At 71.8% G+C, this 25,880-nt stretch carries 23 protein-coding genes and 1 pseudogene; 12 read left to right on the forward strand and 12 right to left on the reverse strand.

All coding sequences use genetic code 11. From position 1 onward, the window contains the following. Positions 1-496, reverse strand: a pseudogene (locus tag STRIP9103_RS21355) (hypothetical protein); the annotation flags it as partial. Positions 497-835: 339 nt separating this feature from the next. Here STRIP9103_RS21355 and STRIP9103_RS21360 point away from each other — a divergent pair. Next, a complete protein-coding gene (locus tag STRIP9103_RS21360) occupies positions 836-1,663 on the forward strand; it encodes a DeoR/GlpR family DNA-binding transcription regulator (RefSeq protein WP_009317220.1) in 828 nt (275 codons plus the stop codon). A 91-nt stretch (positions 1,664-1,754) separates the two neighbouring features. Here the strand turns inward: STRIP9103_RS21360 and cds1 are convergent, their stop codons facing one another. After that, positions 1,755-2,879, reverse strand: coding sequence for an L-cysteine desulfhydrase Cds1 (cds1, locus tag STRIP9103_RS21365; protein ID WP_048820702.1), 1,125 nt, complete (start codon positions 2,877-2,879; stop codon positions 1,755-1,757). A gap of 368 nt (positions 2,880-3,247) precedes the next feature. On the opposite strand from cds1, the gene STRIP9103_RS21370 reads away from it, so the two are divergent. Together STRIP9103_RS21370 and STRIP9103_RS21375 are read left to right on the forward strand one after the other, a co-directional pair. Continuing rightward, positions 3,248-3,571 (forward strand): hypothetical protein, encoded by a 324-nt coding sequence (locus STRIP9103_RS21370; protein WP_009317238.1) that lies wholly within the window; start codon positions 3,248-3,250, stop codon positions 3,569-3,571. Between the two features lie 277 nt (positions 3,572-3,848). Continuing rightward, positions 3,849-4,400 (forward strand): ATP-binding protein, encoded by a 552-nt coding sequence (locus tag STRIP9103_RS21375; RefSeq protein WP_009317202.1) that lies wholly within the window; start codon positions 3,849-3,851, stop codon positions 4,398-4,400. 142 nt (positions 4,401-4,542) lie between these two features. On the opposite strand, the gene STRIP9103_RS21380 is transcribed toward STRIP9103_RS21375, so the two are convergent. From STRIP9103_RS21380 to STRIP9103_RS21390, 3 genes are read right to left on the reverse strand one after another with little or no spacing between them, the layout of a single operon-like run. Next, a complete protein-coding gene (locus STRIP9103_RS21380) occupies positions 4,543-7,104 on the reverse strand; it encodes an ABC transporter permease (protein WP_009317210.1) in 2,562 nt (853 codons plus the stop codon). After that, positions 7,101-7,883, reverse strand: coding sequence for an ABC transporter ATP-binding protein (locus STRIP9103_RS21385; RefSeq protein WP_009317222.1), 783 nt, complete (start codon positions 7,881-7,883; stop codon positions 7,101-7,103). Before STRIP9103_RS21385 ends, STRIP9103_RS21380 begins: the two co-directional genes overlap by 4 nt. Then, entirely contained in the window at positions 7,880-8,206 is a 327-nt protein-coding gene (locus STRIP9103_RS21390) for an SHOCT domain-containing protein (protein WP_009317206.1), read from the reverse strand. Before STRIP9103_RS21390 ends, STRIP9103_RS21385 begins: the two co-directional genes overlap by 4 nt. 313 nt (positions 8,207-8,519) lie before the next feature. Here STRIP9103_RS21390 and STRIP9103_RS21395 point away from each other — a divergent pair, with 313 nt between their 5' ends. Beyond that, positions 8,520-8,708 (forward strand): DUF1272 domain-containing protein, encoded by a 189-nt coding sequence (locus STRIP9103_RS21395; RefSeq protein ID WP_009317234.1) that lies wholly within the window; start codon positions 8,520-8,522, stop codon positions 8,706-8,708. A 3-nt stretch (positions 8,709-8,711) separates the two neighbouring features. On the opposite strand, the gene STRIP9103_RS21400 is transcribed toward STRIP9103_RS21395, so the two are convergent. Then, on the reverse strand, positions 8,712-10,169 hold the full coding sequence (locus STRIP9103_RS21400; protein WP_009317200.1) for a ketol-acid reductoisomerase: 1,458 nt from the start codon (positions 10,167-10,169) through the stop codon (positions 8,712-8,714). 90 nt (positions 10,170-10,259) lie between these two features. Here STRIP9103_RS21400 and ilvY point away from each other — a divergent pair, with 90 nt between their 5' ends. The 4 genes from ilvY to STRIP9103_RS21420 all read left to right on the forward strand — a co-directional run bounded on the left by ilvY (position 10,260) and on the right by STRIP9103_RS21420 (position 15,558). Beyond that, positions 10,260-11,132, forward strand: coding sequence for an HTH-type transcriptional activator IlvY (gene ilvY, locus STRIP9103_RS21405; RefSeq protein ID WP_009317236.1), 873 nt, complete (start codon positions 10,260-10,262; stop codon positions 11,130-11,132). Positions 11,133-11,420: 288 nt separating this feature from the next. Continuing rightward, positions 11,421-14,117, forward strand: coding sequence for a YfhO family protein (locus tag STRIP9103_RS21410; protein WP_009317198.1), 2,697 nt, complete (start codon positions 11,421-11,423; stop codon positions 14,115-14,117). A gap of 23 nt (positions 14,118-14,140) precedes the next feature. Then, complete coding sequence (locus STRIP9103_RS21415; RefSeq protein WP_009317240.1) at positions 14,141-15,118, forward strand: glycosyltransferase family 2 protein; 978 nt, start codon at positions 14,141-14,143, stop codon at positions 15,116-15,118. Next, on the forward strand, positions 15,118-15,558 hold the full coding sequence (locus STRIP9103_RS21420) for a GtrA family protein (RefSeq protein ID WP_009317216.1): 441 nt from the start codon (positions 15,118-15,120) through the stop codon (positions 15,556-15,558). Before STRIP9103_RS21415 ends, STRIP9103_RS21420 begins: the two co-directional genes overlap by 1 nt. A 1-nt stretch (position 15,559) precedes the next feature. Here the strand turns inward: STRIP9103_RS21420 and STRIP9103_RS21425 are convergent, their stop codons facing one another. Both STRIP9103_RS21425 and STRIP9103_RS21430 read right to left on the reverse strand, forming a co-directional pair. Further along, on the reverse strand, positions 15,560-16,792 hold the full coding sequence (locus STRIP9103_RS21425) for an ROK family protein (protein WP_048820700.1): 1,233 nt from the start codon (positions 16,790-16,792) through the stop codon (positions 15,560-15,562). A 53-nt stretch (positions 16,793-16,845) separates the two neighbouring features. After that, complete coding sequence (locus STRIP9103_RS21430; protein WP_048820703.1) at positions 16,846-17,505, reverse strand: alpha-ketoglutarate-dependent dioxygenase AlkB family protein; 660 nt, start codon at positions 17,503-17,505, stop codon at positions 16,846-16,848. A gap of 92 nt (positions 17,506-17,597) precedes the next feature. Between STRIP9103_RS21430 and STRIP9103_RS21435 the strand changes: the two genes are divergently transcribed. Then, on the forward strand, positions 17,598-18,749 hold the full coding sequence (locus STRIP9103_RS21435; RefSeq protein WP_199790562.1) for a methyltransferase: 1,152 nt from the start codon (positions 17,598-17,600) through the stop codon (positions 18,747-18,749). Between the two features lie 31 nt (positions 18,750-18,780). On the opposite strand, the gene STRIP9103_RS21440 is transcribed toward STRIP9103_RS21435, so the two are convergent. Genes STRIP9103_RS21440 through STRIP9103_RS21450 form a run of 3 tightly spaced genes read right to left on the reverse strand, consistent with a single transcriptional unit; the run spans position 18,781 to position 21,478 of the window. Then, a complete protein-coding gene (locus tag STRIP9103_RS21440; protein WP_009317232.1) occupies positions 18,781-19,554 on the reverse strand; it encodes an AraC family transcriptional regulator in 774 nt (257 codons plus the stop codon). A gap of 12 nt (positions 19,555-19,566) precedes the next feature. Then, a complete protein-coding gene (locus STRIP9103_RS21445) occupies positions 19,567-20,574 on the reverse strand; it encodes a class II fructose-bisphosphate aldolase (protein ID WP_009317218.1) in 1,008 nt (335 codons plus the stop codon). Between the two features lie 13 nt (positions 20,575-20,587). Beyond that, positions 20,588-21,478, reverse strand: a complete 891-nt coding sequence (locus STRIP9103_RS21450; protein WP_009317242.1) for an SIS domain-containing protein — start codon at positions 21,476-21,478, stop codon at positions 20,588-20,590. 95 nt (positions 21,479-21,573) lie between these two features. Between STRIP9103_RS21450 and STRIP9103_RS21455 the strand changes: the two genes are divergently transcribed. Beyond that, positions 21,574-22,362, forward strand: a complete 789-nt coding sequence (locus tag STRIP9103_RS21455) for a DeoR/GlpR family DNA-binding transcription regulator (RefSeq protein WP_009317208.1) — start codon at positions 21,574-21,576, stop codon at positions 22,360-22,362. A gap of 45 nt (positions 22,363-22,407) precedes the next feature. Here the strand turns inward: STRIP9103_RS21455 and STRIP9103_RS21460 are convergent, their stop codons facing one another. After that, positions 22,408-23,514 (reverse strand): Lrp/AsnC family transcriptional regulator, encoded by a 1,107-nt coding sequence (locus STRIP9103_RS21460; protein WP_009317195.1) that lies wholly within the window; start codon positions 23,512-23,514, stop codon positions 22,408-22,410. 147 nt (positions 23,515-23,661) lie between these two features. Here STRIP9103_RS21460 and STRIP9103_RS21465 point away from each other — a divergent pair, with 147 nt between their 5' ends. Next, positions 23,662-24,993 carry an Nramp family divalent metal transporter gene (locus tag STRIP9103_RS21465; protein ID WP_048820701.1) on the forward strand — a complete coding sequence of 444 codons (1,332 nt, stop codon included), beginning with the start codon at positions 23,662-23,664 and terminating at the stop codon, positions 24,991-24,993. Beyond that, positions 24,990-25,880 (forward strand): amidase family protein (locus tag STRIP9103_RS21470; RefSeq protein ID WP_009317204.1); only part of this gene is annotated, 891 nt, incomplete at its 3' end. The genes STRIP9103_RS21465 and STRIP9103_RS21470, both read left to right, overlap by 4 nt.

A 25,880-nucleotide genomic window follows, 5' to 3' on the forward strand; every position in this document is an offset into this window, starting at 1 on the left:
CCTCGGCGCACGCGCGGGTGCCCGCGCACTGCCAGGCGGTCAGGTCGAGGGCGACCTCGCAGGCGGCGGCGACGAGCAGCACGGTCAGGGTGAGTCCGGTCAGACGGACGAGGAGGCCGTAGAGGCGTACGGTGCGCTGTCGGTTCCGGGTGGTGGGGCGCATCCAGTGGGCGAGGTTGACGACCATGAACGGCAGCAGCAACAGCCACAGGGCGCGGGAGCCGTTGCCCGAGGTGAGGTTGCACCAGACGTAGGCCTCCGGGACCGGTTCGCCCCGATGGTCCGCCGGGCGGGACTCGGCGTCGGCGTCGTCGATGCGCCGGAAGACGGCCGCCGTGTCGTCGCCGGTGATCCGGATCGTGCGGGGGTCGTCCAGCATACGTTCGGGGGTGGTGCCTCCGACGCCGTGCACGAGGAGTTCGAGGGCGGTTCCGTCGGCCGTGGAATGGCCGGGGTCCGGTTGCTTTTCCGCCGCAGTGGGGCCCTCCCCTTCCAGATGTGCTGGTCGCTCCGTATATTCCGTGTCTTCCGTCGCACGATCCACTGTTCTGCTCCCCCGTGACACGCCCCGAGACAGGTGTGCTGTGCAGGCACAGATGATCGCCGCTGAACGGGAGTCGTACACCTGTGGTCACCGAATCTCCCCGATCCGTGTGATAGTGACGGGCACGGGGACGGAACATCACGTACTCACGTCCGTGCAGGTAGTGGCGCCACCAGTGGTGCGACGTGCGAATATGGGACGTCCTCGGGACCGGGGACGGGGGGAATGTCCTCGTCGGAGGGGGTATGGGAGGCGTGTCGGGCGTGATGGGGCGAAAGGACCGGAGCGAGCGTGAGTGAGAATCAGAACCTCCTCGCGGAGCAGCGCCGTGCCCTGATCCTCGATGAGGTGCGACGGCGGGGCGGCGTCCGGGTCAACGAACTGACGCGCAAGCTCGGTGTGTCGGACATGACGGTGCGCCGCGACCTCGACGCGCTCGCCCGCCAGGGCGCGGTGGAGAAGGTGCACGGCGGCGCGGTGCCGGTGGCCGAGGCGAGTACGCACGAGCCGGGGTTCGAGGCGAAGTCCGGGCTGGAGCTGTCCGCCAAGGAGGACATCGCACAGGCCGCCGCCGAACTGGTCGCGCCGGGTTCGGCGATCGCCCTGTCGGGCGGTACGACCACGTTCGCGCTCGCGCATCGGCTCGTGGACGTGCCGGATCTGACCGTGGTCACGAACTCGGTGCGGGTCGCCGATGTCTTCCACGCCGCCCAGCGGTCGTCGGGGCCACGGCAGGGGGCGGCGACCGTCGTGCTGACCGGCGGGGTCCGCACGCCGTCCGACTCACTGGTCGGGCCGGTCGCCGATCAGGCCATCGCCGCGCTGCACTTCGATGTGCTGTTCCTGGGTGTGCACGGGATATCGATCGAGGCCGGCCTCTCCACGCCGAACCTCGCGGAGGCCGAGACCAACCGTCGGCTCGTGCAGTCGGCTCGGCGGGTCGTCGTCGTGGCCGACCACACCAAGTGGGGCACGGTGGGGTTGAGTTCGTTCGCGGCGTTGGAGCAGGTGGACACGTTGGTGACGGACTCGGGGTTGGCTGCGCAGGCTCGGGCGGAGATCTCCGAGCACCTGCGACGGTTGATAGTGGCCGGGGAGGACGCGGACAGCGAGGTTTGAGGGGGCTGAGTTCCCGAGCGCCGTTTGCGTGGGGGACGTCTTGAGGTTGCGGGCCGTCAGTGGCCGGTCGCTCCCCCACTCAATGCCGTCCTCAGTCCGTCCACACGCCCGTCTGCAACAGTGTGTCGATCGCCCTCGCGTACGGCGCGATGTCCAGGCCCTGTTCCGCCAGCCACTGATCCGAGTAGTACTTGTCCAGGTAGCGGTCGCCCGGGTCGCACAGGAGGGTCACCACGCTGCCCCGGCGGCCTTCGGCCACCATCTCGGCGATGATCTTCAGCGCGCTCCACAGGCCCGTTCCCGTCGAGCCGCCGGCCTTGCGGCCGATGGCCTGTTCCAGGGCTCGTACGGCGGCGACGCTCGCGGCGTCGGGGACCTTCATCATGCGGTCGACGACGCCGGGGACGAAGCTGGGCTCCATGCGGGGGCGGCCGATGCCCTCGATGCGGGAGCCGCAGTCGCAGGTGACGTCGGGGTCGCCGGTGGTCCAGCCCTCGAAGAAGCAGGAGTTCTCGGGGTCGGCGACACAGACTCGGGTGTCGTACTGCATGTAGTGGACGTAGCGCGCGATGGTCGCGGAGGTGCCGCCGGTGCCGGCGGTGGCGACGATCCAGGCGGGCTCGGGGAAGCGCTCCAACTCCAGCTGGCGGAAGACGGATTCGGCGATGTTGTTGTTGCCGCGCCAGTCCGTGGCCCGCTCGGCGTAGGTGAACTGGTCCATGTAGTGGCCGCCGGTCTCCACCGCGAGGCGGGCCGACTCCTCGTACATCTTCCGTGAGTCGTCCACGAAGTGGCAGCTGCCGCCGTGGAACTCGATCAGGCGGATCTTCTCGGGGCTGGTCGTGCGGGGCATGACGGCGATGAAGGGCACCCCGATCAGCTTGGCGAAGTACGCCTCGGAGACGGCCGTGGAGCCGCTGGACGCCTCGATGACGGGGCGGCCCGGGCGGATCCAGCCGTTGCACAGGCCGTACAGGAAGAGGGAACGGGCGAGACGGTGCTTGAGGCTGCCGGTGGGGTGGGTCGACTCGTCCTTGAGGTAGAGGTCGATGCCCCAGTGCTCGGGCAGCGGGAAGCGCAGCAGATGGGTGTCGGCGGAGCGGTTGGCGTCGGCCTGGACCTTGCGGACGGCCTCCTTGAGCCAGGTCCGGTACTCCGAGTCGCTGCGGTCGACGTCGAGGGTCACGCCGGGGCGGGTGGTCTGGGGGGTGCTCACGGCGGGCTCCTCACGCGATGCGCCGACGGCGTGCGCGGCGTCGGACGTCCCGATGATAGACACCTTCCGCACGCTTCTCACCTGCATAAACATCCCTTTGAGCACCTCAAAGACACCCGTGTGGCACCGATGCGCGGGGCGCATGGGGGGCGCATGCCGCGCATGCGCCGGAACCCCGCCCCCGGCCATCCGTGCGCACTGGTGCTCGTCGTCGGGGACGTGCAGACTTCACCGCATGGGCCGAGTCGATCCTCTGGCCCGGGGCGGGGGCAGCGCTCCTCGGGCACACTGGATGACGGTCCGTACCGGATCACGGCATCAGGGCACACGACATCAGGACAGACGACACGCACTAGGGGGCGGGGCACATGGCGGAGCCGGAGTTCACGGCCACGGGGGTGCGGATAGGAAAGCGGCTGCGGCAGCTCACCCGGGCGGGACAGGTCCGGATCGAGGACGGCCGGCTGCAACTGCTGACCAGTTACGGCAGTGAGATCGACAGCGCCCCGGTGCAGGCGGTGCGCGCGTCCAAGCCGTGGTTCGCCAACGAGGACCAGGCGTTGGCCGACGTCAACGGCACCCGCTACACGCTCACCCTGAACGAGCACGACCCGGCTCCGGGGAAGCCCGGGCCACCGTCGGCGCGCCGGTTCATCGAGGCGGTGCGCAGGGCCGCGGGGCGCGGCGCCTGACGAACCCGCGAGTTGCGGGACCCGACCCCCTGGGTCACTCTGGTCTCACATCACTCTGGGTTTACCGGCGATAACGCTGCGAACCAGCCCGCCGGCCACGACAGCGGGCGGCGATCGGTACGCAGCCACCCCACGAGCAGGCGACGGCCCAGGCGGTCGCCCCACGAGACGGCAGTCGTAGGCAGCCGTTCCACAGCAGGCGGCGCTTTTCGCCCAGCCACCTCGCTGGATCCGTACTCCGATCTTCTTCCGGACTCAATTTCGGGGAGTCGCAGCCGTGATCAGCCAGCAAAGCAGGCACTGCACGGTGGAGCTCCAAGCCCTGCCGTCGCGGATCGGCCAGGTCCGCAGAATCGTATCTGCGCAATTGCGCTACTGGCATCTGGATCCCTTGATAGACCGGGCCGCACTTGGTGTCACCGAGTTGCTGTCCAACGTCCACCGGCACGCCGAGCCCGACAAGATGTGCACCGTGGAGATGGAGTTGCTCCTCGGCCGCCTCACGGTCTCGGTGCACGACAACGACCCCCGCCTCCCGGTCGTCCAGGACGCGGAGGTCTTCGCCACCAGCGGACGCGGCCTCGCCATAGTCGCCGCGGTGAGCGAGACCTGGGGTGTGCGACCGCACGGCGAGTCGGGGAAGGTCGTGTGGTTCACGCTGCCCGCGTCCTCGGCCTCGGTGCCGAAGATCTCGCCGTACGACATCGGAGAGACCCAGTCGCAGACCCATCCGCCCGCCAAGTCGCAGCCCTGCGACGCCGGGCGTCGGCCCGCCGCGCGCGGGCACAGGTCCGAACACGCTCCCGCCCGGTCCGCCGTCGCAGGCTGACCGGGCGGTGACCTGCTGGTCGTACGGGGCGACGACCACATCCCGCCGTACGACACCGGGTACGTCGATGCCGTACGGCACTCAATGGGTCGATGTGGGGCGATGTGGGTCGATGTGGGTCGATCGGGATGTCGTTCGGTGCTCACTCGGTGGCGATGGCGCGCAGGACGTCCAGGCGGGCCGCCCGCCGTGCCGGGCGCAGTCCCGCCAGGGCTCCGGCGGCGAGGCCCACGAGTGCGACCACGGCGAGTTGTGCGGGCGGCACGGCGAAGGCGAAGGCACTGTCGCTTGCGCCGTCGGAGGCCTTGACGAGGACCCAGCCGAGGAAGGCGCCGAGTCCCAGGCCGCCCGCCGTGCCGAACGCGGCGACCAGGACCGACTCCCAGCGGACCATGGCCCGCAGCTGGGACCGGGTCTGGCCGACGGCCCGCAGCAGACCCAGTTCGCGGGTGCGCTCGTGGATGGCGAGGGTCAGCGTGTTGGCGATGCCGAGCAGCGCGATCAGCACGGCGAGCGCCAGCAGCGCGTAGACGAGGGTGAGCATCATGTCGATGCCGCCGGCCGAGGACTGGGCGTACTCGTCGCGGGTCTGGACGTCCGGATCGCCGTACCGCTCGGCCACCCGTTCGACCGCCGCCTTGCCCTCCGCCGCGCTCACGCCGTCCTTGAAGGAGACGGCGAGGAGGGTGTCGGCGTCCTGGGTGCGATGCGGGGCCCAGGCGGCGCGAGTGATCACGTAGTCACCGGCGAGTTCCGACCGGCCGTAGACCGCGCGGACGGTGAAGGTCCGGCGCTGACCGTCGGTGAAGGTCAGCCGGGCCTTGTCGCCGGTCTCCAGGCCCTGTTTCCCGGCCTCGTTCTCGGTGATGGCGATGCCGTCGGTGCCGAGATGGTCGAGTGTGCCGCGTACGTCGCCGAGGTCGAAGAGGGTGCCGAGGGCGGCGGGGTCGGTGACGGTCAGTGCCCGTCCCCTGCCATTGACCTCGGCGACGCCCCGGCCGAGTCCGACGGCGTGCGCCACCTCGGGCTCGGCGGCGATCGCGGGGGCCAGCCGGGGGCTGAGTCCGCTGCCGCCGGCGCCGAATCCCGGGGTGCTGACGGCGACGTCGCCGGCGAAGGACCGGGACACCGTCTGGTCCATGGTGGCCTTGAGGGAGGCGGCGAAGACGGTGAACAGCGAGACGACGGCGACGCCGATCATCAGCGCGCTCGCGGTGGCGGCGGTGCGCTTGGGGCTGCGCAGCGCGTTGCGCCGGGCCAGGCCGCCGGTCACCCCGCGCAGCTTGTGGAGCGGCGCGCCGAGCAGGCGTACGGCGGTCGAGGACGCGACGGGTCCGAGGATCACGAAGGCGACGAGGGCCAGGGCCGCGCCGGTGCCCGCGAGCCACAGGGACGGGGTGGCGAGGACACCGGCCAGGGTGATGCCCAGGGCCGACGCCGCCATGCCGATGCCGAGGACGGCGCGGGTGCGCGAGGCGCCGGACTGGTCGACGGCCGTCTCGCGGAGGGCGGCGAGCGGGGCCGTACGACCGGCGCGGACGGCGGGCAGCAGGGCCGAGCCGAGGCAGACGACGACGCCTACCGCGAGGGGCAGCAGCATCGACAGCCCGCTGATCACCAGGTCGCCCTCGGGGAAGGGGAAGCCGATCGCCGGGAACAGGGCCTGCAACCCGGCCGCGATGCCGATACCGCCCGCGAGGCCCACCGCCGACGCGGCCACCGCGACCACGCTCGCCTCGACGAGGGTCGAGACGGTCACCTGGCGGCGGGAGGCGCCGAGGGCCCGCAACAGGGCGTTCTCGCGGGTGCGTTGGGCGACGACGATGCCGAACGTGTTGTGGATGGAGAAGGTCGCGACCAGCAGGGCGATACCGGAGAAGACCAGCAGGAAGAGGGTGAAGATGTCCAGGAACTGGCTGGAGATCATCTCGGTGTTCTCCTCGGCCGACTCCTGACCGGTGATCGCCTCGACTCCCTTCGGCAGTACGGGCGTCAGCGCGTCGACCAGTTCCCGCTGACCGACCCCCGGGCCCGCCCGTACGAGGATGGACGTGGCCCGGCCGGGCTGCGCGGTGAGGTACTTCTCGGCGTCGGCCCTGGTCATACCGGTGTAGGTCACCTGGGCCATGCCGTCCTCGCCGCCGAAGGTCGCGAGGCCGACGATCGTCACCTCGACCGGGTCGGGGGTGCGCAGGGTCGTGGTGTCGCCGATCCTCAGGTCGCCCGTCTCGGCGGTGGCCTTGTTGACCACGACCTCGCCGGACTTCTCGGGGGCGCGGCCCTCGGCCAGTCGGTAGGGGTTCAGCTCGGGGTCGTCGATCCAGTTGCCGGCGAGCGTGGGCGGTCCCGCACCGCCGATCGGTTCGCCGTTCCCGCCGATCAGCTGGCCGGCGCCCTGGATGTCGGGGACGGCCGCGGCGACCCCGGGGACGTCCTCGACACGGGAGACGAGGCCGGCGTCCACGGGCTGCCGTACGCCCTCGCTCTCCCCGGGTGTGGTGATGGTGTCGGCGCTGCGGACCACGGCGTCCGTGCCGCTGGTCGCCCTGCCGAACATCGTGTCGAAGCTCGCCCGCAGGGTGTCGCCCATGACGAGGGTGCCCGCGAGGAAGGCGACGCCGAGGAGCACCGCCAGGAACGTACCGGCGAAGCGGCGTTTGTGGGCGCGCAGGGACGAGACGCTGAGGCGTACGGAGGCGTTCATGAGGTCACCTCGGGGGCCGCGGAAGGTCCGGGCGCCCTTGTCTCGAAGGCCTTCATCCGGTCGAGGACCGTGTCGGCGGTCGGGGATTCCATGCGGTCGACCAGGCGTCCGTCGGCGAGGAAGACGACCTCGTCGGCGTGGGCGGCGGCCATCGGGTCGTGGGTGACCATGACGACCGTGCGGTTCATCCGGCGCACGGCGCGGCCCAGGAGGTTGAGGACTTCCTCGCCGGAGCGGGAGTCGAGGTTGCCGGTCGGTTCGTCGGCGAACACGACGTCGGGGCGGCCGGCGAACGCCCGGGCCACGGCGACGCGTTGCTGTTGTCCGCCGGAGAGTTCGGCGGGGCGGTGGTGGAGCCGGTCGCGCAGGCCGACGACCTCGATCAGCGCGTCGATCCACTCCGGGTCGCCCTTGCCGCCCGCGAGATCGGTGGGCAGCGTGATGTTCTCGGCGACGGTCAGGGTCGGCACCAGGTTGAAGGCCTGGAAGACGAAGCCGATCCGGTCGCGGCGCAGCAGGGTCAGGTGCCGGTCGTCCAGGGTGCTCAGCTCGGTGCCGCCGATGTGGGCCGTGCCCGAGGTGAGCGTGTCCAGGCCCGCCGCGCAGTGCATCAGGGTGGACTTGCCGGAGCCCGAGGGCCCCATGATCGCGGTGAAGCGACCGGCCGCAAAGCCGACGCTCACCCCGTCCAGGGCCCTCACGGCCGTGTCCCCGGAGCCGTACACCTTGACGGCGTTCTCGACGCGGGCGGCCATGGCGGTCGTGGTCGCGGTGGTCATGCCGCACCGCCCTTGCCCGCGCGGCCGAACTGCTCGTCCAGGACGGACAGCCGACGCCAGTACTCGTCCTCGTCGATCTCCCCGGAGGCGAAACGGCGGCCGAGCATCGCGATCGGCGAGTCGCCGGCGGGGCCGGAGCCGCCGTACGCGGAGCCGTCGCCGTACCGGCGGGGGTCGTCCGCCGCCCACCACGGCCCGCGGCGGCCACGCCGGACGGTGCGGCGCAGCACGGTGACGACGCCGACGACGACCGCCGCCCAGATCAGTGGGAAGAACAGGATCCAAGGTCCGGGCCCGCCGTCCCAGTGCGCGAGGGTCTGCATCTCGAACTCATCTCCCAGGGTGGGTGTTCTCCGTTTTCGGCGATGGTTCGAGGCTCCCGCCGGGAAGGGGTCCGCGTCGTCGTACGGCCGGCGGCAGTGGGCGTACCTCTCCGGGAGTACGGCGGGCATCGGTGGACCTCGCGCCGGCGGCCGGCCGAGGAATTTCGGGCTACCGCCCGGGGAGCGCACGTCGGCCCCGTGGCCCGATCGTGTTGATCATTGGCCCGGGGACGGCTTTCGGCCACGCCGGGAGTGACCAGGATGGGGAGGGACAGGCCACGGCGGCGGGGTTGTGAGGAGAGGCGAGGGCGACATGGCACTGGAGATGCGTGACCGTTGTGAGCGCTGTGAGACGGAGGCGCTGCCGGCCGACGCCCCGGCCCGCATCTGCTCGTACGAGTGCACTTTCTGTGTGCCCTGCGGCGACGCCATGCGGGATGTCTGCCCCAACTGCGGCGGCGAGCTGGTCGCCAGGCCTCGCCGCCGGGCAGCGGCCGCGTAGGGGTCAGCTCACGGCGATGTCCACCGACGGCCGGAGCTTCGCCGCCGCGGCCAGGGCCTCGTGGGCGGGGTGGGTGTCGAAGGCCGCCAACAGGGCCTGGTTCGCGGGGTGTTCGGCGGCCGGGTAGGCGATCTGTTCGTATGCGGCCTGGAAGCGGGGGCCCCAGCGGCGGGCGCCGAGGCGGGCCGTGCGGGAGCAGTTGTCGACCATGTGGGCGACATCGCGGGCGTGCATATAGGGCAGCAGGGAGTCGACGGCCTTGATGACGGACTCGTTGACGATCTCCGACCAGGGGTGGCCGCGCTCGGCGAACTCATCGATCTGGGCGGTCATCGTGGCGACGAACACCCCGGCGGTGAACGGGTCGATCGGCAGCTCGCGTTCGCCGCGCCGGGCACGCACCCGGTCGCTCACCGCCCACATCGGCGAACCCCCGATCCCGCTCATCGGGCGTGCGCCCAGCCGCCGTTCGGCCAGGATCACGCTGCGCAGTTCCGTGCCGTCGGCGACCTCGTCGTAGATCTCCGCGACGATCTCGCGGGCGGGCCCGTACGTCGCCGTGTAGGCGCGGTCGAAGACGTCCCGGCCGGTGGCGTCGAGGTTTTCGCGCACCGCGCGGAGTCCGGCGCGCGAGATGGTGCGGGCGACGGGGCCGGTGATGTTCTCGCAGGAGCGTTCGTACGCCGTCACCTCGTCGTCCCCGGCCAGACGGTAGCGGGTGTACAGGCTCTCGACGATGCCGTGGACGGCACCGAGGAGGATGGCGCGTTCGCCGACGATGTCGGAGCGGTACTCGCTCTCCAGGGTGGTGCGGAAGGTGTACGGGGAGCCGAGCGCGACCGACCAGGCGAGGGCGCGGTCGGTGGCGTGGCCGTCGGGGTCGGCGTGGACGGCGTAACTGCTGTTGATCCCGGCGCCGTTGATCTCGGCGCCCTGCTCGTAAAGCCGGCGTACCGAGTCACCCATCCCCTTCGGGCAGACGGCGATGACGCCGTGTCCGGGTGGGAAGTCGCCGCCGGTCTCGCGGAGGTGGCCGAGGAGGAAGCTGTGGGAGAGGCCGATGGTGGCGCCGGGCTTGAGGGCCGCGAAGATCTCCTGGTGGTGGGCGGCGAGGGCCGCGTCCGCGATCAGGAGGACGACGAGGTCGCTGTCGGCGGTGACGGTGAGCCAGTCGCCCAGGGTGCCGTCCGCCTCCGTGAAGCCGTGGGCGCGGGCGTCGGCGGCCGAGGCGGAGCCGGGGCGCAGGCCGACGGTGACGGTGATGTCGGTGCCGGTGAGGGAGTCGCGCAGGTTGCGGGCCTGGGCCCGGCCCTGCGGTCCCCAGCCGATGACCCCGATGCGGCGCACACTGGCGAGGGCCCTCGGCAGCAGGGGGAAGAGGTGGCGTCCGCCGCGCAGGATGGTCTCGGTGCCGCCGGGGACGTCCATGGTTTCCAGGGTGAAGACTGTGGAGGTCGTCATGGTCGAGTTGTAGGCTCCGGGTCGTCGTTGCAGCAAGCGCAACATCCGCATCGGGGTGTTGCGCCACGCGAAAGGGCCGAGTGAGGGCGGGTGCGGGACGATCATCGCGAGTTGCGGCTCTTCCTTCATCTGGCGCGGACGCTGAACTTCGGGCGGACCAGCCTGGAGTGTCATGTCAGCCCGGCGACGCTGACACGGACCGTGCAGCGGCTGGAGTCCGGGCTGGGGCATCTTCTCTTCGACCGTGGGCCGAGGGGTGTCTCGCTGACGGCCGAGGGGCACCGCTTCCGTGAGTACGCCGTCCAGGCGCTGGAGTTGTGGCGTGCGTACCGGGAGGAGCACCCGGATCCCGCCGAACTCACCGGGCGGCTCGCGGTGTTCGCGACGGTCACGGCGTGTCAGGCGCTGCTGCCCGACCTGCTGGCCCCCTTCCGCCGGGCCCATCCGCAGGTACGGCTCGATCTGCGCACCGGGGACGCGGCGGCGGCGCTGGCCCGGCTCGACGAGGGGGAGGTGGACGTGGCGGTCGCGGCCATCCCGGCACGGCTGCCGGAGCCGCTGGTCGGCCGGACGGTGGCGACGACGGACCTGGTCTTCGTCACCGCGCGCGACCGGCCGGACCCCGACCTCGACGGGCCGTTCGTCCTCCCCCACCGCGGACTGGTCCGCGAGGCGGCCGACCGCTGGTTCCGCGGCCGTGGCAGCACACCCGAACCGGCGGCCGAACCGGACGGCCACGAAGGGCTGTTGACCCTGGTCGCGCTGGGTTGTGGAACCGGAGTGGTGCCACGGCTGGTGCTGGACCACAGCGCGGTGCGCGAGCGGTTGTCGGTGATCCCGGTCGAGGGTCCTGCGGAGCCGTTTCCGATCGGGTTGTGCGTACGGCGGGCCGATCTGCGGCGGCCACAGGTGGCGGCGTTGTGGAGCCTCACCGCGGAGGCCGGTCAGCCGTCCGGGCGGTGAACGCCGCCATCCTCGTTAACCTTCAGGACATCTCACGGTCGACTTCCGTATGCCCCGAGGCGGTTATCCCTTTCCTTTCCGCCGCACTATTCGGAATTCTTGCTTTCACTTTTCCCGGGCCAGACAACCTTTGCCGAGCGTCAAGCCTCTAATTCGGCGAATCCATGATGCGCGGGGAGTGACAGCCCCGGAATTCTCTGGGGGTCCGTCGCGAATGAACAGCTCCGCCTTTCCCGCGTGTGGGATTGCTCACGGGAACTCGTCGGGCCGAGCGGACAGGGGCTGACTGTGAAGCCGACAGCCCGTTGCGCGCCGAAGCGCCGACCGCTCCGGCTCCAGAGCAAAGCCGCCCTGTTCGCGGCGGTGTTCACCGCCACCGTGCTGTGCGCGGCCGACGTCATCGCCCGCGGCTACCCCTTCGGACCCCGCACCCGGAGCGTCAACGACCTGGGCAACCAGTACGTGCCGTTCCACGCCCATCTGTGGGACCTGCTGCACGGCAGGGCCGACGGCGGGCTGTACGTCAACTGGCGGTCGGGGTTCGGCGCCGGCTTCCTGCCGGACCTCGGCACTTATGTGAGCAGCCCGTTCGCCCTGCTCGTGGCGGTGTTCCCACGGGACGAGATCGACCTCGCGGTGTACGCGATCACCGTGCTGAAGGTGGCGTCGGCCGCCGCCGCCATGGCCTGGCTGCTGCTCGCGCTGCGCCCCGGCCGCTGGTGGGCGGCGGGGCTGCTGGGGGCGTCGTACGCGCTCTGCGGCTGGACTCTCGCGGATGCGATCTACAACCCGATGTGGCTCGGCCTGATCGCCCTGCCGCTGCTGTGCCTGGTCGGCGAGTGGGCGTCGCGGGGGCGGCGACCCGTCCTCGGGGTGGTGGTCGTGGCGCTCGCCTGGATCGCCAACTTCTACACGGCGTACATGGCCACCCTCGCCGCCGGCCTGGTGCTGCTGCTCCGGCTGTGGCTCGCCGGCCTGACGCGCCGGCAGCGACTGCGGGCGGCGGGGCGCGCCGTGGTGACCGTCGTGCTCGGCGTCGGTCTGGCCGCGCCGCTGGTGACGGTGGTGTACTTCGGCACCCGGCACGCCTATCCGGGCCGGGTACGGCAGTTCGTGCCCGTGCCCGCCGAGGACCTGCTGGCGAGGCTGCTGCCGACGACGTACAGCTTCGGTACACCGGCCGTGTTCGTGGGGACGACGGCGCTGCTGCTCGCCCTCGCGCTGCCCTTCCATCGGGCGGTGCCCGTGCGGGTGCGTGCCGGGTGGACGGTGCTGGTGGTCGTGATGGCCCTGTCGATGCAGTGGGGCCCGACGCATCTGCTGTGGCATGCCTTCGCCACCCCGCAGGGCAGCGCGTACCGGCAGGCGTTCGTGCTGTGCGCGCTGCTGGTGATCGCCGCCTGGCACGCGCTGTCGTACGGCTTTCCCGACCTGCGGGCGCTGGGCGCGGCGGGTGCGCTGCTGGCGCTGGTGATCGCCGTCGCGAGCACCGGTGAGCGGACGCTGAAGTCCGTCAGTCTCCCGTTCGCGCTGGTGGCCGCCGCGGGCGCGCTGGCCGGTCTGGTGCTGCTGGGGCGGGGGCTGCCGCGCGGCGACGGCAGGCCGCTGGTCGTTGTGGCCGCCGCCCTGCTGGTGTGCACGCAGTTCGGCGAGGCCGCGGCGACCTCCGCCGTCGACACCCGGCTGCGGCTCGGGCACATGGACGACTACGCGCCCTGGGGTGCGCGGCAGCGGGAGCAGGCGGAGGTGATCGCCGGGGCCGACGGATGGCCCCGGTACCGGACCGATCCGGGCCGGGAGCAGACCGTGGGCAACGATCCGCTGCTGGTGGGCGGGCAGGGCGCCCAGTACTACAGCAGCCTCACGTCCGACGTCCTCAGCCGTACGATGACCGCCCTCGGCGGCGGCTGGACCTCGCGCGGCCGGAGTGTGCAGAGCCTGGACAACGCCGTCACGGACGCGATCTTCTCCGTCGGTGCCCGGGTGCACTCACCGCCGGACCCGCACCAGAACTGGTTCCCGCAGGACGGCAGCCGGGTGACCGTGACCCGGCAGGACGTGCCGCCGCTGGTGACGGTACGGCCGACCGGCAAGGGCTCTCACGGCGGCACCGGCGTCGCCGCCTTCGGACCGTCGCCGTACCGCAACCAGGAGATGCTGCTGGGCTCGCGCGTGTACAGCGTGCCCGCGTTCACGGTGCGCACCGCCGCCGGGAAGCCGCCGTCCCCGAGCGACGACGAGCGGCCGGGCCTGCGCGTGGGCGCCCTGCCGTACGCGACGGTCGAGCGGAAGCCGACGATCACGGGCAGCTGCCCGGCCGGTTCGGAGCTGTATCTGTGGGCGCCGCATTTCTCGGGCACCGCGCGGCTGGCCGGTGCCTCGGCCGACGGGCTGACCGGGCGGTTCCGGTCCGACCAGCCCGTCACCAAGATCGCCCCCATGCAGCGGTTGGGCACGGTCCCCGCCTCCGGGCGCTTCCGGATCGACCTGTCGCCGAACAGGACAAGCCTGATCCCGGACGGCGCCATCGGCTGCCTGGACACCGCCAAGCTGCGGACCGCCGTCGAGGGGCTGAAGGAGACCGGCGCCACGCGGGTGAGCGTGGACGGAAGCACCATCCGGGCCGAACTCCCCGTCGGCAGCACGGGCATCGCGGTCGTGGCGGTGCCCCGGATCGCCGGCTGGAGGTGTGCCGCCGACAACGCTCCCGCCGTACCCGCCAAGAGCTACTACGGGCTGACCGCCGTCCCCCTCTACGGCTCCGCCTCCAGCGTGACCTGCACGTACCACCCGCCCGGGCTGCGCCTCGGCACGGCGGTCGGGGGTCTCTCGCTCATGGCCGCGCTGCTGCTCGGCGCGATCGGCACCGCCCGCCGCCGACGACCCACCACCGGAGCCGTCCGACGGCCCGCTCCCGAAGCCGCCCCACCCGGCTCCCTCGCCATCGACCCGCCCGTACGCGAGCGCGTGACCGACGCTCACTGACCGCACCACTGGGGGAAAAAATCATGCTCATCTCGATCGTCGCACCCTGCTACAACGAGGAAGCCGTCCTCGCGCGCTTCCACGAACAGGTCCAGAAGGTCGCGGAGGAACTCCTTCCGCTCGGCCACGACATGGAGTTCGTGTACGTCGACGACGGCAGCCGCGATCGGACGCTCGCCGTCCTGAAGCAGCTGGCCGACCTGGACGCACGCGTGCGGTACGTCTCGTTCAGCCGCAACTTCGGCAAGGAGGCGGCGCTGCTCGCCGGGCTGCGGCACTCCTCGGGGGACGCGGTGATCGTCATGGACGCCGACCTCCAGCACCCACCGGAGCTGATCGCCCGCATGGTCAGCTTGCGCGAACAGGGCTACGACCAGGTCATCGCCCGGCGCACCAGGACCGGTGACCGTTTCCTGCGGACCGCCACCGCCCGCCTGTACTACCGGCTGGTGAACCGGGTCGTGGATGTGGAACTCGTGAACGGCGTGGGCGACTTCCGGCTGCTGTCCCGCCGGGTGGTGGACTCTGTACTGGACCTCACCGAGTACAACCGCTTCTCCAAGGGCCTGTTCGCCTGGGTGGGATTCCCCAGCACCGTCTTCGAGTACGAGAACGCCGTACGCGAGCACGGCCGCTCCTCCTGGAGCTTCAAGTCCCTGCTCAACTACGGCCTCGACGGGTTGCTCTCCTTCAACAACCGGCCGCTGCGCGCCGCCCTCCACCTGGGCCTGTGCCTGTTCGTGTGCGCGGGGCTCTACACGACGTGGATCGTGGGTGCGGCACTCATCAACGGTGTGGAGACGCCGGGCTATGTCACCATCATCACGGCCATCACCGCCCTCGCGGGCGTGCAGATGATCATGCTCGGGGTGATCGGGGAGTACACCGGCCGGATCTACTACGAGGTGAAGGGGCGCCCGCACTTCCTGGTGAAGGCGACCAACGTGAAGCAGGGGGAAGGTCGCGCGGCGTGCACGACGACGAAGGACGCCATTCGCTGATGCACACGGCAACGCACACGGTGCCGCCCTCCGGGAGCGGGTCGGCTCCGCCCCGCCGGATCTCCGGGCAGATACTCGCCTTCGCCCTGGTCGGCGTCGTCAACACGATGACGTATTACGGCCTTTACCTCCTGTTCCTCAGTCGGCTTCCCTATCTCGCCGCACACATTCTGGCCTTTGCCCTGAGCATGACTGGTTCGTTTTTCCTGAACGCGCGGTTCACCTATCGCACCCGCCCGACCTGGCGGAAATTCCTGCTGTTCCCGCTGACCAATGCCACCAACTTCGTGATCACTACGGTGGGGGTGTATGTGATCGTGGACGTGCTGCACGCCGGCAACCGGTTCGCCCCGCTGCTGGCGTCCGCGGCGGCGATCCCGGTGACGTTCGTGGTGTCCCGGACGATCATGCTGCGGGGTACGGAGCGGCCACGGACGTAGGTCAGGTCAGCGCCGCCAGCGGGTCGTCGAGCACCGGCTGCCACGCCAACTCGGCCGCTCCCACCAGGCTGTTGTGGTCCAGGGTGCAGGCCAGGATCGGTACGCTCCCGCTCTGCCCCCACAGGCTGCGGTCGGCGACGACGGCGCGCAGCCGCTCGGGGTCGGCGTCGAGGAGGGCCCGGTGCATACCGCCGAGGATGACGCGGTCGGGGTTGAGGATGTTGACCAGTCCGGCGAGGCCGAGGCCGAGGCGGTCGATGAGGGTCTCGGTGGCGGTGCGGATCGCGGGGTCGGCGTACCGGGTGCGGATCAGGTCGTTGGCCTGCTTGAGCAGGGAGACCTCCGGGCCGGGGTCACGCCCTGCCGCGACGAGGAAGGCCAGCGGGTCGGCCTCGACGTCCAGGCAGCCGCGGCTGCCGCAGTGGCAGGGGCGGCCCTCGGGGTTGACGGTGAGATGGCCGACTTCGAGGGCGAGACCCGAACTGCCCGTGTGCAGACGGCCGTCGAGGACCAGCGCGCCGCCGACACCCCGGTGCCCGGTGGCCACGCACAGCAGATCGCGGGCGCCACGTCCGGCGCCGTGCCGGTGCTCGGCGAGGGCCGCGAGGTTGACGTCGTTGGCCGCGAACGCGGGTCCTTCGATGCCGGCCGCCCGTATCCGCTCGGCGAAGATGTCCCGGACGGGCGCTCCGGCGGGCCAGGCCAGGTGGAGCGGGTTGAGCGCCAGCCCCGCCGGTTCGGCGACCGCGGACGGTACGGCGAGGCCCGCGCCCACACAGCGCCGCCCGGTCTCGCGCAGCAGCTCGGCGCCCGCGTCGACGACCGAGCCGAGCACCTTCGCCGGGTCGGCGTCGACGATCTCACAGGCGGGCGTGGTGGCGACGATCCGTCCGCCGAGCCCGACCAGCGCGGCCCGCCACCCGTCGGCGTGCACCTGGGCGGCGAGTGCGACGGGCCCTTCCTCGGCGACGTCGAGGCGGTGCGAGGGCCGGCCCTGGGATCCGGCGGCGGCGCCCGGGTGCGCGTCGACCCGGATCAGCCCCAGCGCCTCCAGCTCGGCGGCGACGGCGCCCGCCGTGGCACGGGTGACGCCCAGCTCGGCGGTGAGCACGGCACGGGTGGGCGCCCGCCCGGTGTGCACGAGTTCGAGCGCCGGACCGAGCGCGCCCCTCCCCCGGTCCAGCCGAGTCCGTGTCGTCCCTTCGCCCGCCCTGGGGGCCGCCTTGCCGTCCATGAGGGGGAGTCTCCCATGATCCGCTCGGGCTCGAACCCCGCCGGGGCCGCCCTTCAGCCACTCCCGAAGCCACTCACCCGCAGGGTGATGTTCAACCGCCCGGCCAGGCCCAACGAGGGCGGCGCCGTCCCCGCGCGCACCCGGGGCACCCCGTGGTACGCCCGTCGGGACGCCCCGCCGAACACGAACAGATCGCCGCTGCGCAGTTCCACATCCGTGTACGGCCGGGCCCGCGACTCGGTGTTGCCGAAGCGGAAGACACAGGTGTCGCCGAGGCTCAGCGACACCACCGGCGCGTCCGACTTCTCGTCGCCGTCACGGTGCATGCCCATGCGGGCGTCGGCGTCGTAGAAGTTGATCAGCGCGATGTCGTACGCGGCGGTCGCCGCCTCCTTCGCGCCGAACGTCTCCGCGACCGCCCGTCGGCCCAGCTCGCCCAGCCACTCCGGGAACGGTTTCACGGGCGCGCCGTCGCCGTCGACGACCGTGCGGGCATAGGCGTACGGGTACCAGTGCCAGCCGAGGCAGACCTGCCGGGAGGTCATCGTGCCGCCGCCGGGGGTGCGGACCGTGCGGAGCCCGGCGGGCGGGCGGGCCCAGTCGCGGCAGGCGTCGAGGAGCCGCCGCTGCTGTTCCGCGTCCAGCCAGTCCGGGACGTGGACCGCGCCGGGCACGATCTCGGTGCGGCTGCGGGGGAACAGCTCGGTGTCCATGGGGTCCATCATCCTCCGGGTTCCGCCGACCGGGAGTGAGCCGCGTTCCGCCGACCGGGAGTGAGCTGCGGCTCGGTTAGCCTGGGCGCACGATGAGCGACCGTATGACCGCGCCCTGGGGCGAGTACACCCTGGCCCGTTTTCCCGAGGACCCCCGTGACCGGCTGCGCGCGTGGGACGCGTCCGACGCGTATCTGCTGCGGCATCTCGCGGCGAGCGGGACACCGCTGGACGGGACGGTCGTGGTAGTCGGCGACCGCTGGGGCGCGCTGGTCACGGCGCTCGCCCGGCACCGGCCGACACAGATCACCGACTCCTTCCTGGGCCGCGAGGCCACCCGCGCCAACCTGGCCCGCAACGGGGTCGAGGCGGACACCGTACGGCTGCTCACCACCCGGGACACTCCCCCGGACCGCGTCGACGTGCTCCTCGTCCGGGTGCCGAAGAGTCTCGCGCTCCTGGAGGACCAACTGCACCGGCTGGCGCCCGCCGTCCACGACGGGACGGTCGTGGTCGGCACCGGCATGGTCAAGGAGATCCACACCTCCACGCTGAAGCTGTTCGAGCGCGTCCTCGGGCCGACCCGCACCTCGCTCGCCGAACAGAAGGCCCGGCTGGTCTTCTGCACGCCGGACGCGGAGACCGCGCGGGCGCGGGGCGCCAATCCGTGGCCGTACACCTATGAACTGCCCGGTGACGTCGGTGAGTTGGCCGGGCGTACCGTCGTCAATCACGCGGGGGTGTTCTGCGCCGACCGGCTCGATGTCGGCACCCGGTTCTTCCTCGGACATCTGCCGTACGGCCGTGTCGGCGGACGGCGGGTCGTGGATCTGGGGTGCGGCAACGGCGTCGTCGGTACGGCGGTGGCGGTGGCCGATCCGGAAGCCGAGGTGGTGTTCGTCGACGAGTCGTACCAGGCGGTGGCCTCGGCGGAGGAGACCTATCGGGCGAACGCCGACGGCAAGGCGGAGTTCCGGGTCGGGGACGGGATGGAGGGGTTCGCACCGGGGAGTGTGGATCTCGTCCTCAACAATCCGCCGTTCCACTCGCACCAGGCGACGACCGACGCCACGGCCCGGCGGATGTTCACCGGGGCGCGACGGGCGCTGCGGCCGGGCGGTGAGCTGTGGGTGGTCGGCAATCGCCACCTCGGCTATCACGTGACGCTGCGGCGGATCTTCGGCAACAGCGAACTCGTCGCGAGCGACCCCAAGTTCGTGGTCCTCAGGGCGGTCAAGCGGTAGTTCCGGGCAGGGCCCGTGGTTCCCCGGGCGGTCAGGCCGCCGCACCGCGCAGGGCCCGTGGTGAGGCGCCCAGTTCGCGGCGGCAGGCCTTGTTGAAGGCCTGGAGGTCGGGGATGCCGACGGAGGCGGCGACGGCGGGGATGGAGAGGGTCGTGGCGCGCAGCAGATGGTGGGCGCGTTCGAGTCTGCGGCGGCGGATGTAGCCGACGACCGTGCCGCCCGTCTCGGCGCGGAACAACCGGGTCAGATGATTGTGCGAGACACCGGCCGCGCGGGCGATCTCGGGGATGGTGAGCGGGGCGGCGAGGTGGGCCTCGATATGGGCGATGGCGGTGGTGACCACCGGGTGCGGGCCGGGATCGGCGGCGGCGGGCGGGGTGAGGTGGGCGACCCGCCACAGGGTGGTCCAGAGCTCGGCCCGGGTACGGTCGGGCTCGCTCGGCGCCGCCGCCACCGCCTGCAGCAACAGATCGGTGAGCGCCGGTAGTTCGGCGCCGGCGTCCTGGACCACCGGGACCGTGCGGGGCGGGCCGACCGGGGTGATCCGCAGATGCGCGAAGAGGTGTTCGGAGCGGCCCCGGTAGCGGTAGCGGACCGTGGTGCCGGGCGGTACGAGGCTCACCCGGCCGGGGCGGATGGTGTGTGCCGTGCCGTCGACGGTCAGTTCGGCCTCGTACTGGTAGAGGTGCAACTGCCACAGCTCCGGCAGCCGGAACACATCGGTCCGCCCGGCGACGCCGTGCACACCGACTCCGATGCCCGCGACGACAGGCGGCTCACCGAGGTGGATCTCCGTCTCCCGCATGACGGAAAACTATCAGTGACGGCCGTCACATTCCGCACCCGAGCGTCTCTTTTCGTGGACACGACACGGATCGTCCGTGCGCAGGACGCCGATGAGCCGTGCGACCGTCTCCACCATCGCCGCACGGCCCACCGTGAGGTACTTGCGGGGGTCCACCACGTCGGGGCGGGCGGCGAGGTGTTCCCGAATCGCGCCGGTCAGGGCGATGTTGAGCGCGGTACCGATGTTGACCTTGGCGATGCCGCCCGCGACGGCCGCCCTCAACTCGTCGTCCGGGACACCGGAGGAGCCGTGCAGGACGAGCGGGACGTCCAGCGCGGCGGTCAGCCGTTTGAGCAGCGTGTGGTCGAGGGCCGCGGTCCGGGTGGTCATCGCGTGCGAACTGCCGATGGCCACGGCGAGCGCGTCCACACCGGATTCGGCCACGAAGGCACGCGCCTCGTCGGGGTCGGTACGCGCGCCGGGGGCGTGCGCGTCGAGCGGCGGCACCCCGTTCCCGCCGCCCACCCGCGCCGCATCCTTCCCACCCATCCGGGCCGCTTCCTTCCCACCCACCCGGGCCGCTTCCTTCCCACCCACCCGGGCCGCTTCCTTCCCACCCACCCGACCCAGCTCTGCCTCGATCCAGAGCCCTTGACCATGCGCCCACTCCACAGCCGCCCGGGTGGCGGCGAGGTTCTCCCTGTACGGCAGGCGCGACGCGTCGTACATCACCGAGCTGAACCCGGCGTCGGGCGCCCGGCGCAGCAGGTCGTCGCTCTGGATGTGGTCGAGGTGCAGCGCGACGGGCACGGTCGCGTGCTCGGCGGCGGCAGAGGCGGCGCGGGCCAGCGGAAGCAGCTCTCCGCCACGGAACTTGACCGCGTTCTCGCTCACCTGGAGGACGACGGGCGCGCCGACGGACTCGGCGCCCGCGACGACGGCCTCGACATGCTCCAGGGTGATGACGTTGAACGCGGCCACGGCGGTGTGCGCGGCAGCGGCCCTGGTGATCAGTTCACCGGTCGTCGTGAGGGGCACAACTCCTCCTGGATCACCGGGTGTTCGAGTCGAGGATCACCGAGCGCGTGAGATGGCGCGGCCGGTCGGGGTCGAGGCCGCGGGCGGCGGCCACGGCGACGGCGAGGCGCTGGGCACGGACCAGTTCGGCGAGCGGATCGAGCCCGCCGGCCACCCACGTCCCGCCCGTCTCCCGCACCTGTTCGGCCAGCCCCGCGGGTGCCTCGCCGAGCATCCAGGTCGCCGTGCCCCGCGTGGTGACGCTGATCGGACCGTGCCGGTACTCCATCGCCGGGTACGCCTCGCTCCACGCCAGCGCGGCCTCACGCATCTTGAGCGCGGCCTCCTGGGCGAGCCCGACGGTCCAGCCCCGGCCGAGGAAGGTGAACTGGGCACTGTCGACGAGCTCTTCGGGCAGGGGCGGTTCGAGGGCGGTGCGCGCGTCGGCGACGGCCTCTTCGGTGTGCAGCCCGAGATGGGCGCGCAGCAGTGTGAGGGCCGTGGTGGCGAAGCGGGTCTGTACGACGGACTTCTCGTCCGCGTAGTCCAGTACGACGACGTCGTCCGCCGCCGTCATCACGGGTGTGTTCGGATCGGCCGTGATCGCGGTCGTCCGCGTACGGCCCCGGAGGGCGCCCAGCAGTTCGAGCACCTCGGTGGTGGTGCCGGAGCGGCTGAGGGCGACGACACGGTCGTACGCGCGGCCGTGAGGGAACTCGGAGGCCGCGAAGGCGTCCGTCTCGCCCTGGCCGGCCCGCTCGCGCAGCACGGCGGCGGCCTGCGCCATGAAGTACGACGTCCCGCAGCCGACCAGCGCCACCCGCTCCCCCGCCGTCGGCAGGGCCGTCGCGTGGGCCGCCGCCTCGGTGGCGACACGGGTCCAGCACTCGGGCTGGCTGTTGAGTTCGTCCTCGACGTGGGTCATGCGGTGAGCCTCCCCAGGAGACGACAGGCACATGCTTGTTCCTGCAAGATATAGCCTGTTTTCAAGCATCTTCAGTCAAACAGGGGAGAGTGCGGATGTCCCGCGACGCCCGCTGGCAGGCGCTGCTCGAACTGCTCGTCGAGCGGGGGCGGCTCGACGTCGAGGAGGCCGCGGCCGAGCTGGCGGTGTCGGCGGCGACGATCCGGCGTGACTTCGACCAGCTCGCGGAACAGCAGATGCTCGTACGCACCCGGGGCGGAGCGGTGGTGCACGGTGTCTCGTACGAGCTGCCGCTGCGCTACAAGACGGCCCGCCGCGCCACCGAGAAGCAGCGTGTCGCGAAGGCGGTGGCGGATCTCGTCGCACCCGGCGAGGCGGTGGGTCTGACCGGCGGTACGACCACCACCGAGGTCGCGCGGGCGCTGGCCGTGCGCGGCGATCTGGCGTCCGGTTCACCAACTTCGCCCGCGCTGACCGTCGTCACCAACGCGCTCAACATCGCGGCCGAGCTCGCCGTGCGGCCCCAGTTCAAGATCGTGGTGACGGGCGGGGTGGCCCGCGCCCAGTCGTACGAGCTGGTCGGCCCGCTCGCGGACGGGGTGCTCGGGCAGATCACCATGGATGTCGCGGTGCTCGGCGTGGTCGCCTTCGACGCCACCCATGGCACGGCGGCGCACGACGAGTCCGAGGCCGCGATCAACCGGCTGCTGTGCGAGCGCGCCGAGCGGGTCGTCGTCGCGGCCGACTCCAGCAAGCTGGGGCGCCGGGCCTTCGCCCGGATCTGCGCGACCGAGTCCGTGGACACGCTGGTCACGGACTCGGCGGCGGAGTCGGAGGCGGTGCGGCGGTTCGAGGAGGCGGGGGTGCGGGTCGTGGTGGTCTGAGCCCGGCGTCGGGACCTGAGGGCAGGGATTCTCGCGCGGGCCGGGTCAGTCCCGTAGCCAGGGGGCGAGCATGCCGCCGCGTTTCAGCGTGGTGAGGACGAGGGAGACGTCGACGGAGTCCGCGTCACTCAGCCAGGGGGAGCGGGTGACGAAGTCCTGGAGGGTCGCTTCGTCGGGGAACGCGGTCAGGACGAGGAGTTGGCGTTCGCCGGTGACGAAGCTGGCGTAGCGGACATGGGCCGACTTGGTGAGGGCCACCGCCACGCTCTCCAGCCGGGACGGGGGTGTACGGACCCGGAGGACCGCCTCCACCGGCAGCCCCAGCAGGGCCGGTTCGATCACGGCGCGGATACGGACCCGGCCCGCGCGGCGCAGGGCGCTCAGGCGGCGTCTCGCGGTGGCCTCCGACACGCCCGCGACGCGCGCCAGTTCGTCGTAGGTGCGGCGCCCGTCGTCGGCCAGGGCATGCAGCAACAGCCGGTCGACGCGGGCGAGTTCGGTGACCGGGTCGCCGCCGGGCAACGGGTCGGCGGTCGGCATGGAGCCACCGGTCGTTGTGGGGCCGCTGGTTGACGCGGGGGCGCCGGTCGGTGTCGGGTCGGTGGTCGGTGTCGGGTCGGTGGTCGGTGTCGGGTCGGTGGTCGGCTGGGTGCCGGAGGGCGCTTCACCCCGCAGGGCCGCGATCTCGGCGTCCGTCAGGAGGCCCGCGTGCCATTCGCGGATCGTGCGGATGTGGCGCAGCACCGGGAGTGTGAAGGTCTCCACCACGCCCGGCAGGCCGGGGAGTTCGTCCAGGACGAGGCTCGCGAGGCGGTCGCGGGGGCAGAGAATTTCCGCGACGCAGTCCAGACTGCCGGTGAGGACGTGGACGAACACGCAGTCGGACCTGCGGGCCAGTGCCGTCGCGGTGAGCCGTGCCCGGCCCGGCGCGCAGCGTACGCCGACCACGTTGCTGCGCCCGCGTACCGTCATCGCGCCGATCCTGACCAGGTCGGACTCCAGCAGACGGGTGCCCCGGCGGACCACGGTGCGTTCGGGCTCGCCGAGCGCCGTGGCGATACGGTGCCATGAGGCCCGGCCGTCGATCTGCAGTGCGCTGGCGATACGGCGGTCCAGCGAATCCGCCACGAGACCGGTCTGCGGTGCGTCCATCGGACCCAGCCTATGGCGGATTCCGTCATTCCCGCCGGGGTTCTTGTTCCCTTCCGTCACCGTGGCCCACCCTGCCGTGCAACGTCCCCGCCACCCCCACTCCACCGCACCCAACCCATGACTCCCGTGACTCCCCCATGTACGGAGATGGTTGACGTGACCGCGACTCCCGGAAGTCCCCCACGTTCCCCGGCGGTCGGATCCGCCGACTCCGCGCGGTCCCGGCCCGCCGCCGCACGGCGCGGGCGGCCGGCTCTGCTGGGCCCGGGGCTGGTCCTGGCCGCCACCAGCGTGGGCGCGGGCGACATGGTGACCTCGCTCGCGGGCGCCGCCGGGTACGGGATGGGCCTGATGTGGGCGATCGTCATCGGCGTCGTCCTGAAGTACGCGCTCACCGAGGCGGTGGGCCGGCTGTACATGGCCACCGGCCAGACCGTGATCATGAGCCTGAAGTCGGCCGCCCGCTGGCTGCCCGTGGCGTTCATCGCGTTCGTCCTGGTCCTCGGGCTGCTCTACGGTGCGGCGCTCAGCTCAGTGGCGTCGCTGGCGCTGACGACGCTGTTCCCCGCACTGCCGCTGAGGCCCGTGGCGGTGGCGATCGCGCTGGCGGCGGCCGGGATCGTGTACATCGGGCGGTACGTCCTGTTCGAGCGGGTGATGAGCGTCTTCATGCTCGCCAAGTTCCTCGGCATGGCCGTCCTCGCGGTGGCCATGCTCGCCACCGCCGACGATCTGCCGGGCCTGCTCGGCACACTCCGCCCGAGGCTGCCGGAGGGCGACCTCGTGACGGTGCTCGCGCTGATCGGCGGCGTGGGCGGCACCGCCGGTATCGCCTCGTACAGCTACTGGGTGCGGGAGAGGGGCTGGGCGGACCGCAGCCGACTGGGGCTCATGCGGGCGGACTCGGCGGTGAGTTACGCCTTCACCTTCCTGTTCGTGCTGTGTACGACGGTGGTGGGCGCGGGGCTGCTGTACGGCACCGGTGGGACCATCACCGGCAACGACGGTCTGGCCGCGCTCGCCGATCCGCTCGGCGCCGACCTCGGGTCCGTCGCCCGGGTGCTGTTCCTCGGGACGTTCTTCCTGGTGACGCTGAGCGCGCTCGTCGGCGGCTTCAACGCCCTGTGCTATATGCTCGCCGACTCGCTGCGGGCGCTGCGCGGCATCCCGGAGGCCGAGGCGGAACGGCACATCGGGCAGACCAGCCGCCCGTTCCGTTTCTTCGTGCTGTATTGCGCCGTCACCGCGGTCGCCGTCACCTTCCTGGGCCGCCCGGTGCCTCTGGTCCTCACCTACGCGGCCGTCGGCTCGCTGATCCTGCCGCTGCTGTCCGGCGCGCTGCTCGTCCTGCTCAACCGCCGGGACGTGGACCCGGCGTACCGCAATGGAATCACCTCGAACGTCCTGCTGGCCGGCTCGTTCCTGCTCTTCGGAGTGCTTGCCGTCGTCCAGCTCAAGGACTCCCTGGGAGGGGCGTGAACCACCTCGTGAACCATCCCGTCGACCATCCCGCGGACCATGTCGATCCATCGGACGACCTGTGCTTCCGGACCGCCTACGAACTCGCCACGGCGCTCGCGCGTCGCGAGGTGTCCGCTCGGGAGGTGGTGACCGCCCATCTGGAGCGGATCGAGCGCGTCAACCCGACCGTGAACGCCATCGTGACACTGGTCGCCGACCGGGCGTTGGAGGAGGCCGCCGAGGCCGACGAACGACTGGCGGCCGGGCAGAAGGTCGGCCCGCTGCACGGACTGCCCGTCGCGCACAAGGACCTGCACGACACCGCGGGCATCCGTACGACGTACGGCTCGCCGATCTTCGCCGACCACGTCCCCGACCGGGACCATCTGGTCGTCCGGCGTCTGAAGCAGGCGGGGGCGATCACCCTCGGCAAGACCAACGTCCCCGAACTGGGCCTGGGTTCGCACACCGTGAACCCCGTCTTCGGGGCCACCCGCAACCCGTACGACCTCTCCCGCAGCGCGGGTGGCAGCAGCGGGGGCGCGGGGGCGGCCCTGGCCTGCGGGATGCAGCCCATCGCCGACGGCAGCGACACCGGCGGCTCACTGCGCAACCCCGCCTCCTTCAACAACGTCGTCGGCCTGCGCCCCTCCCCGGGCCGTGTGCCGTCCTGGCCGGACAAGGCTCCGTGGGGTCAGCTGTCGGTGAAGGGCCCGATGGCCCGGACGGTGGCGGACGTCGCCCTGGCCCTGTCGGTGCTGGCCGGCCCCGACCCGCGTGACCCCCGGTCCCTCGAAACGCCCGGTTCCACCTTCGTGTGGCAACTCAACGGTGACATCTGGGGGTCGAAGATCGCTTGGTCGCCCGATCTCGGCGGGGCCGTGCCCGTCGACCCGGAGGTACGC

This window comes from Streptomyces ipomoeae 91-03 (assembly GCF_000317595.1).
Classification (GTDB): Bacteria; Actinomycetota; Actinomycetes; order Streptomycetales; family Streptomycetaceae; genus Streptomyces; species Streptomyces ipomoeae.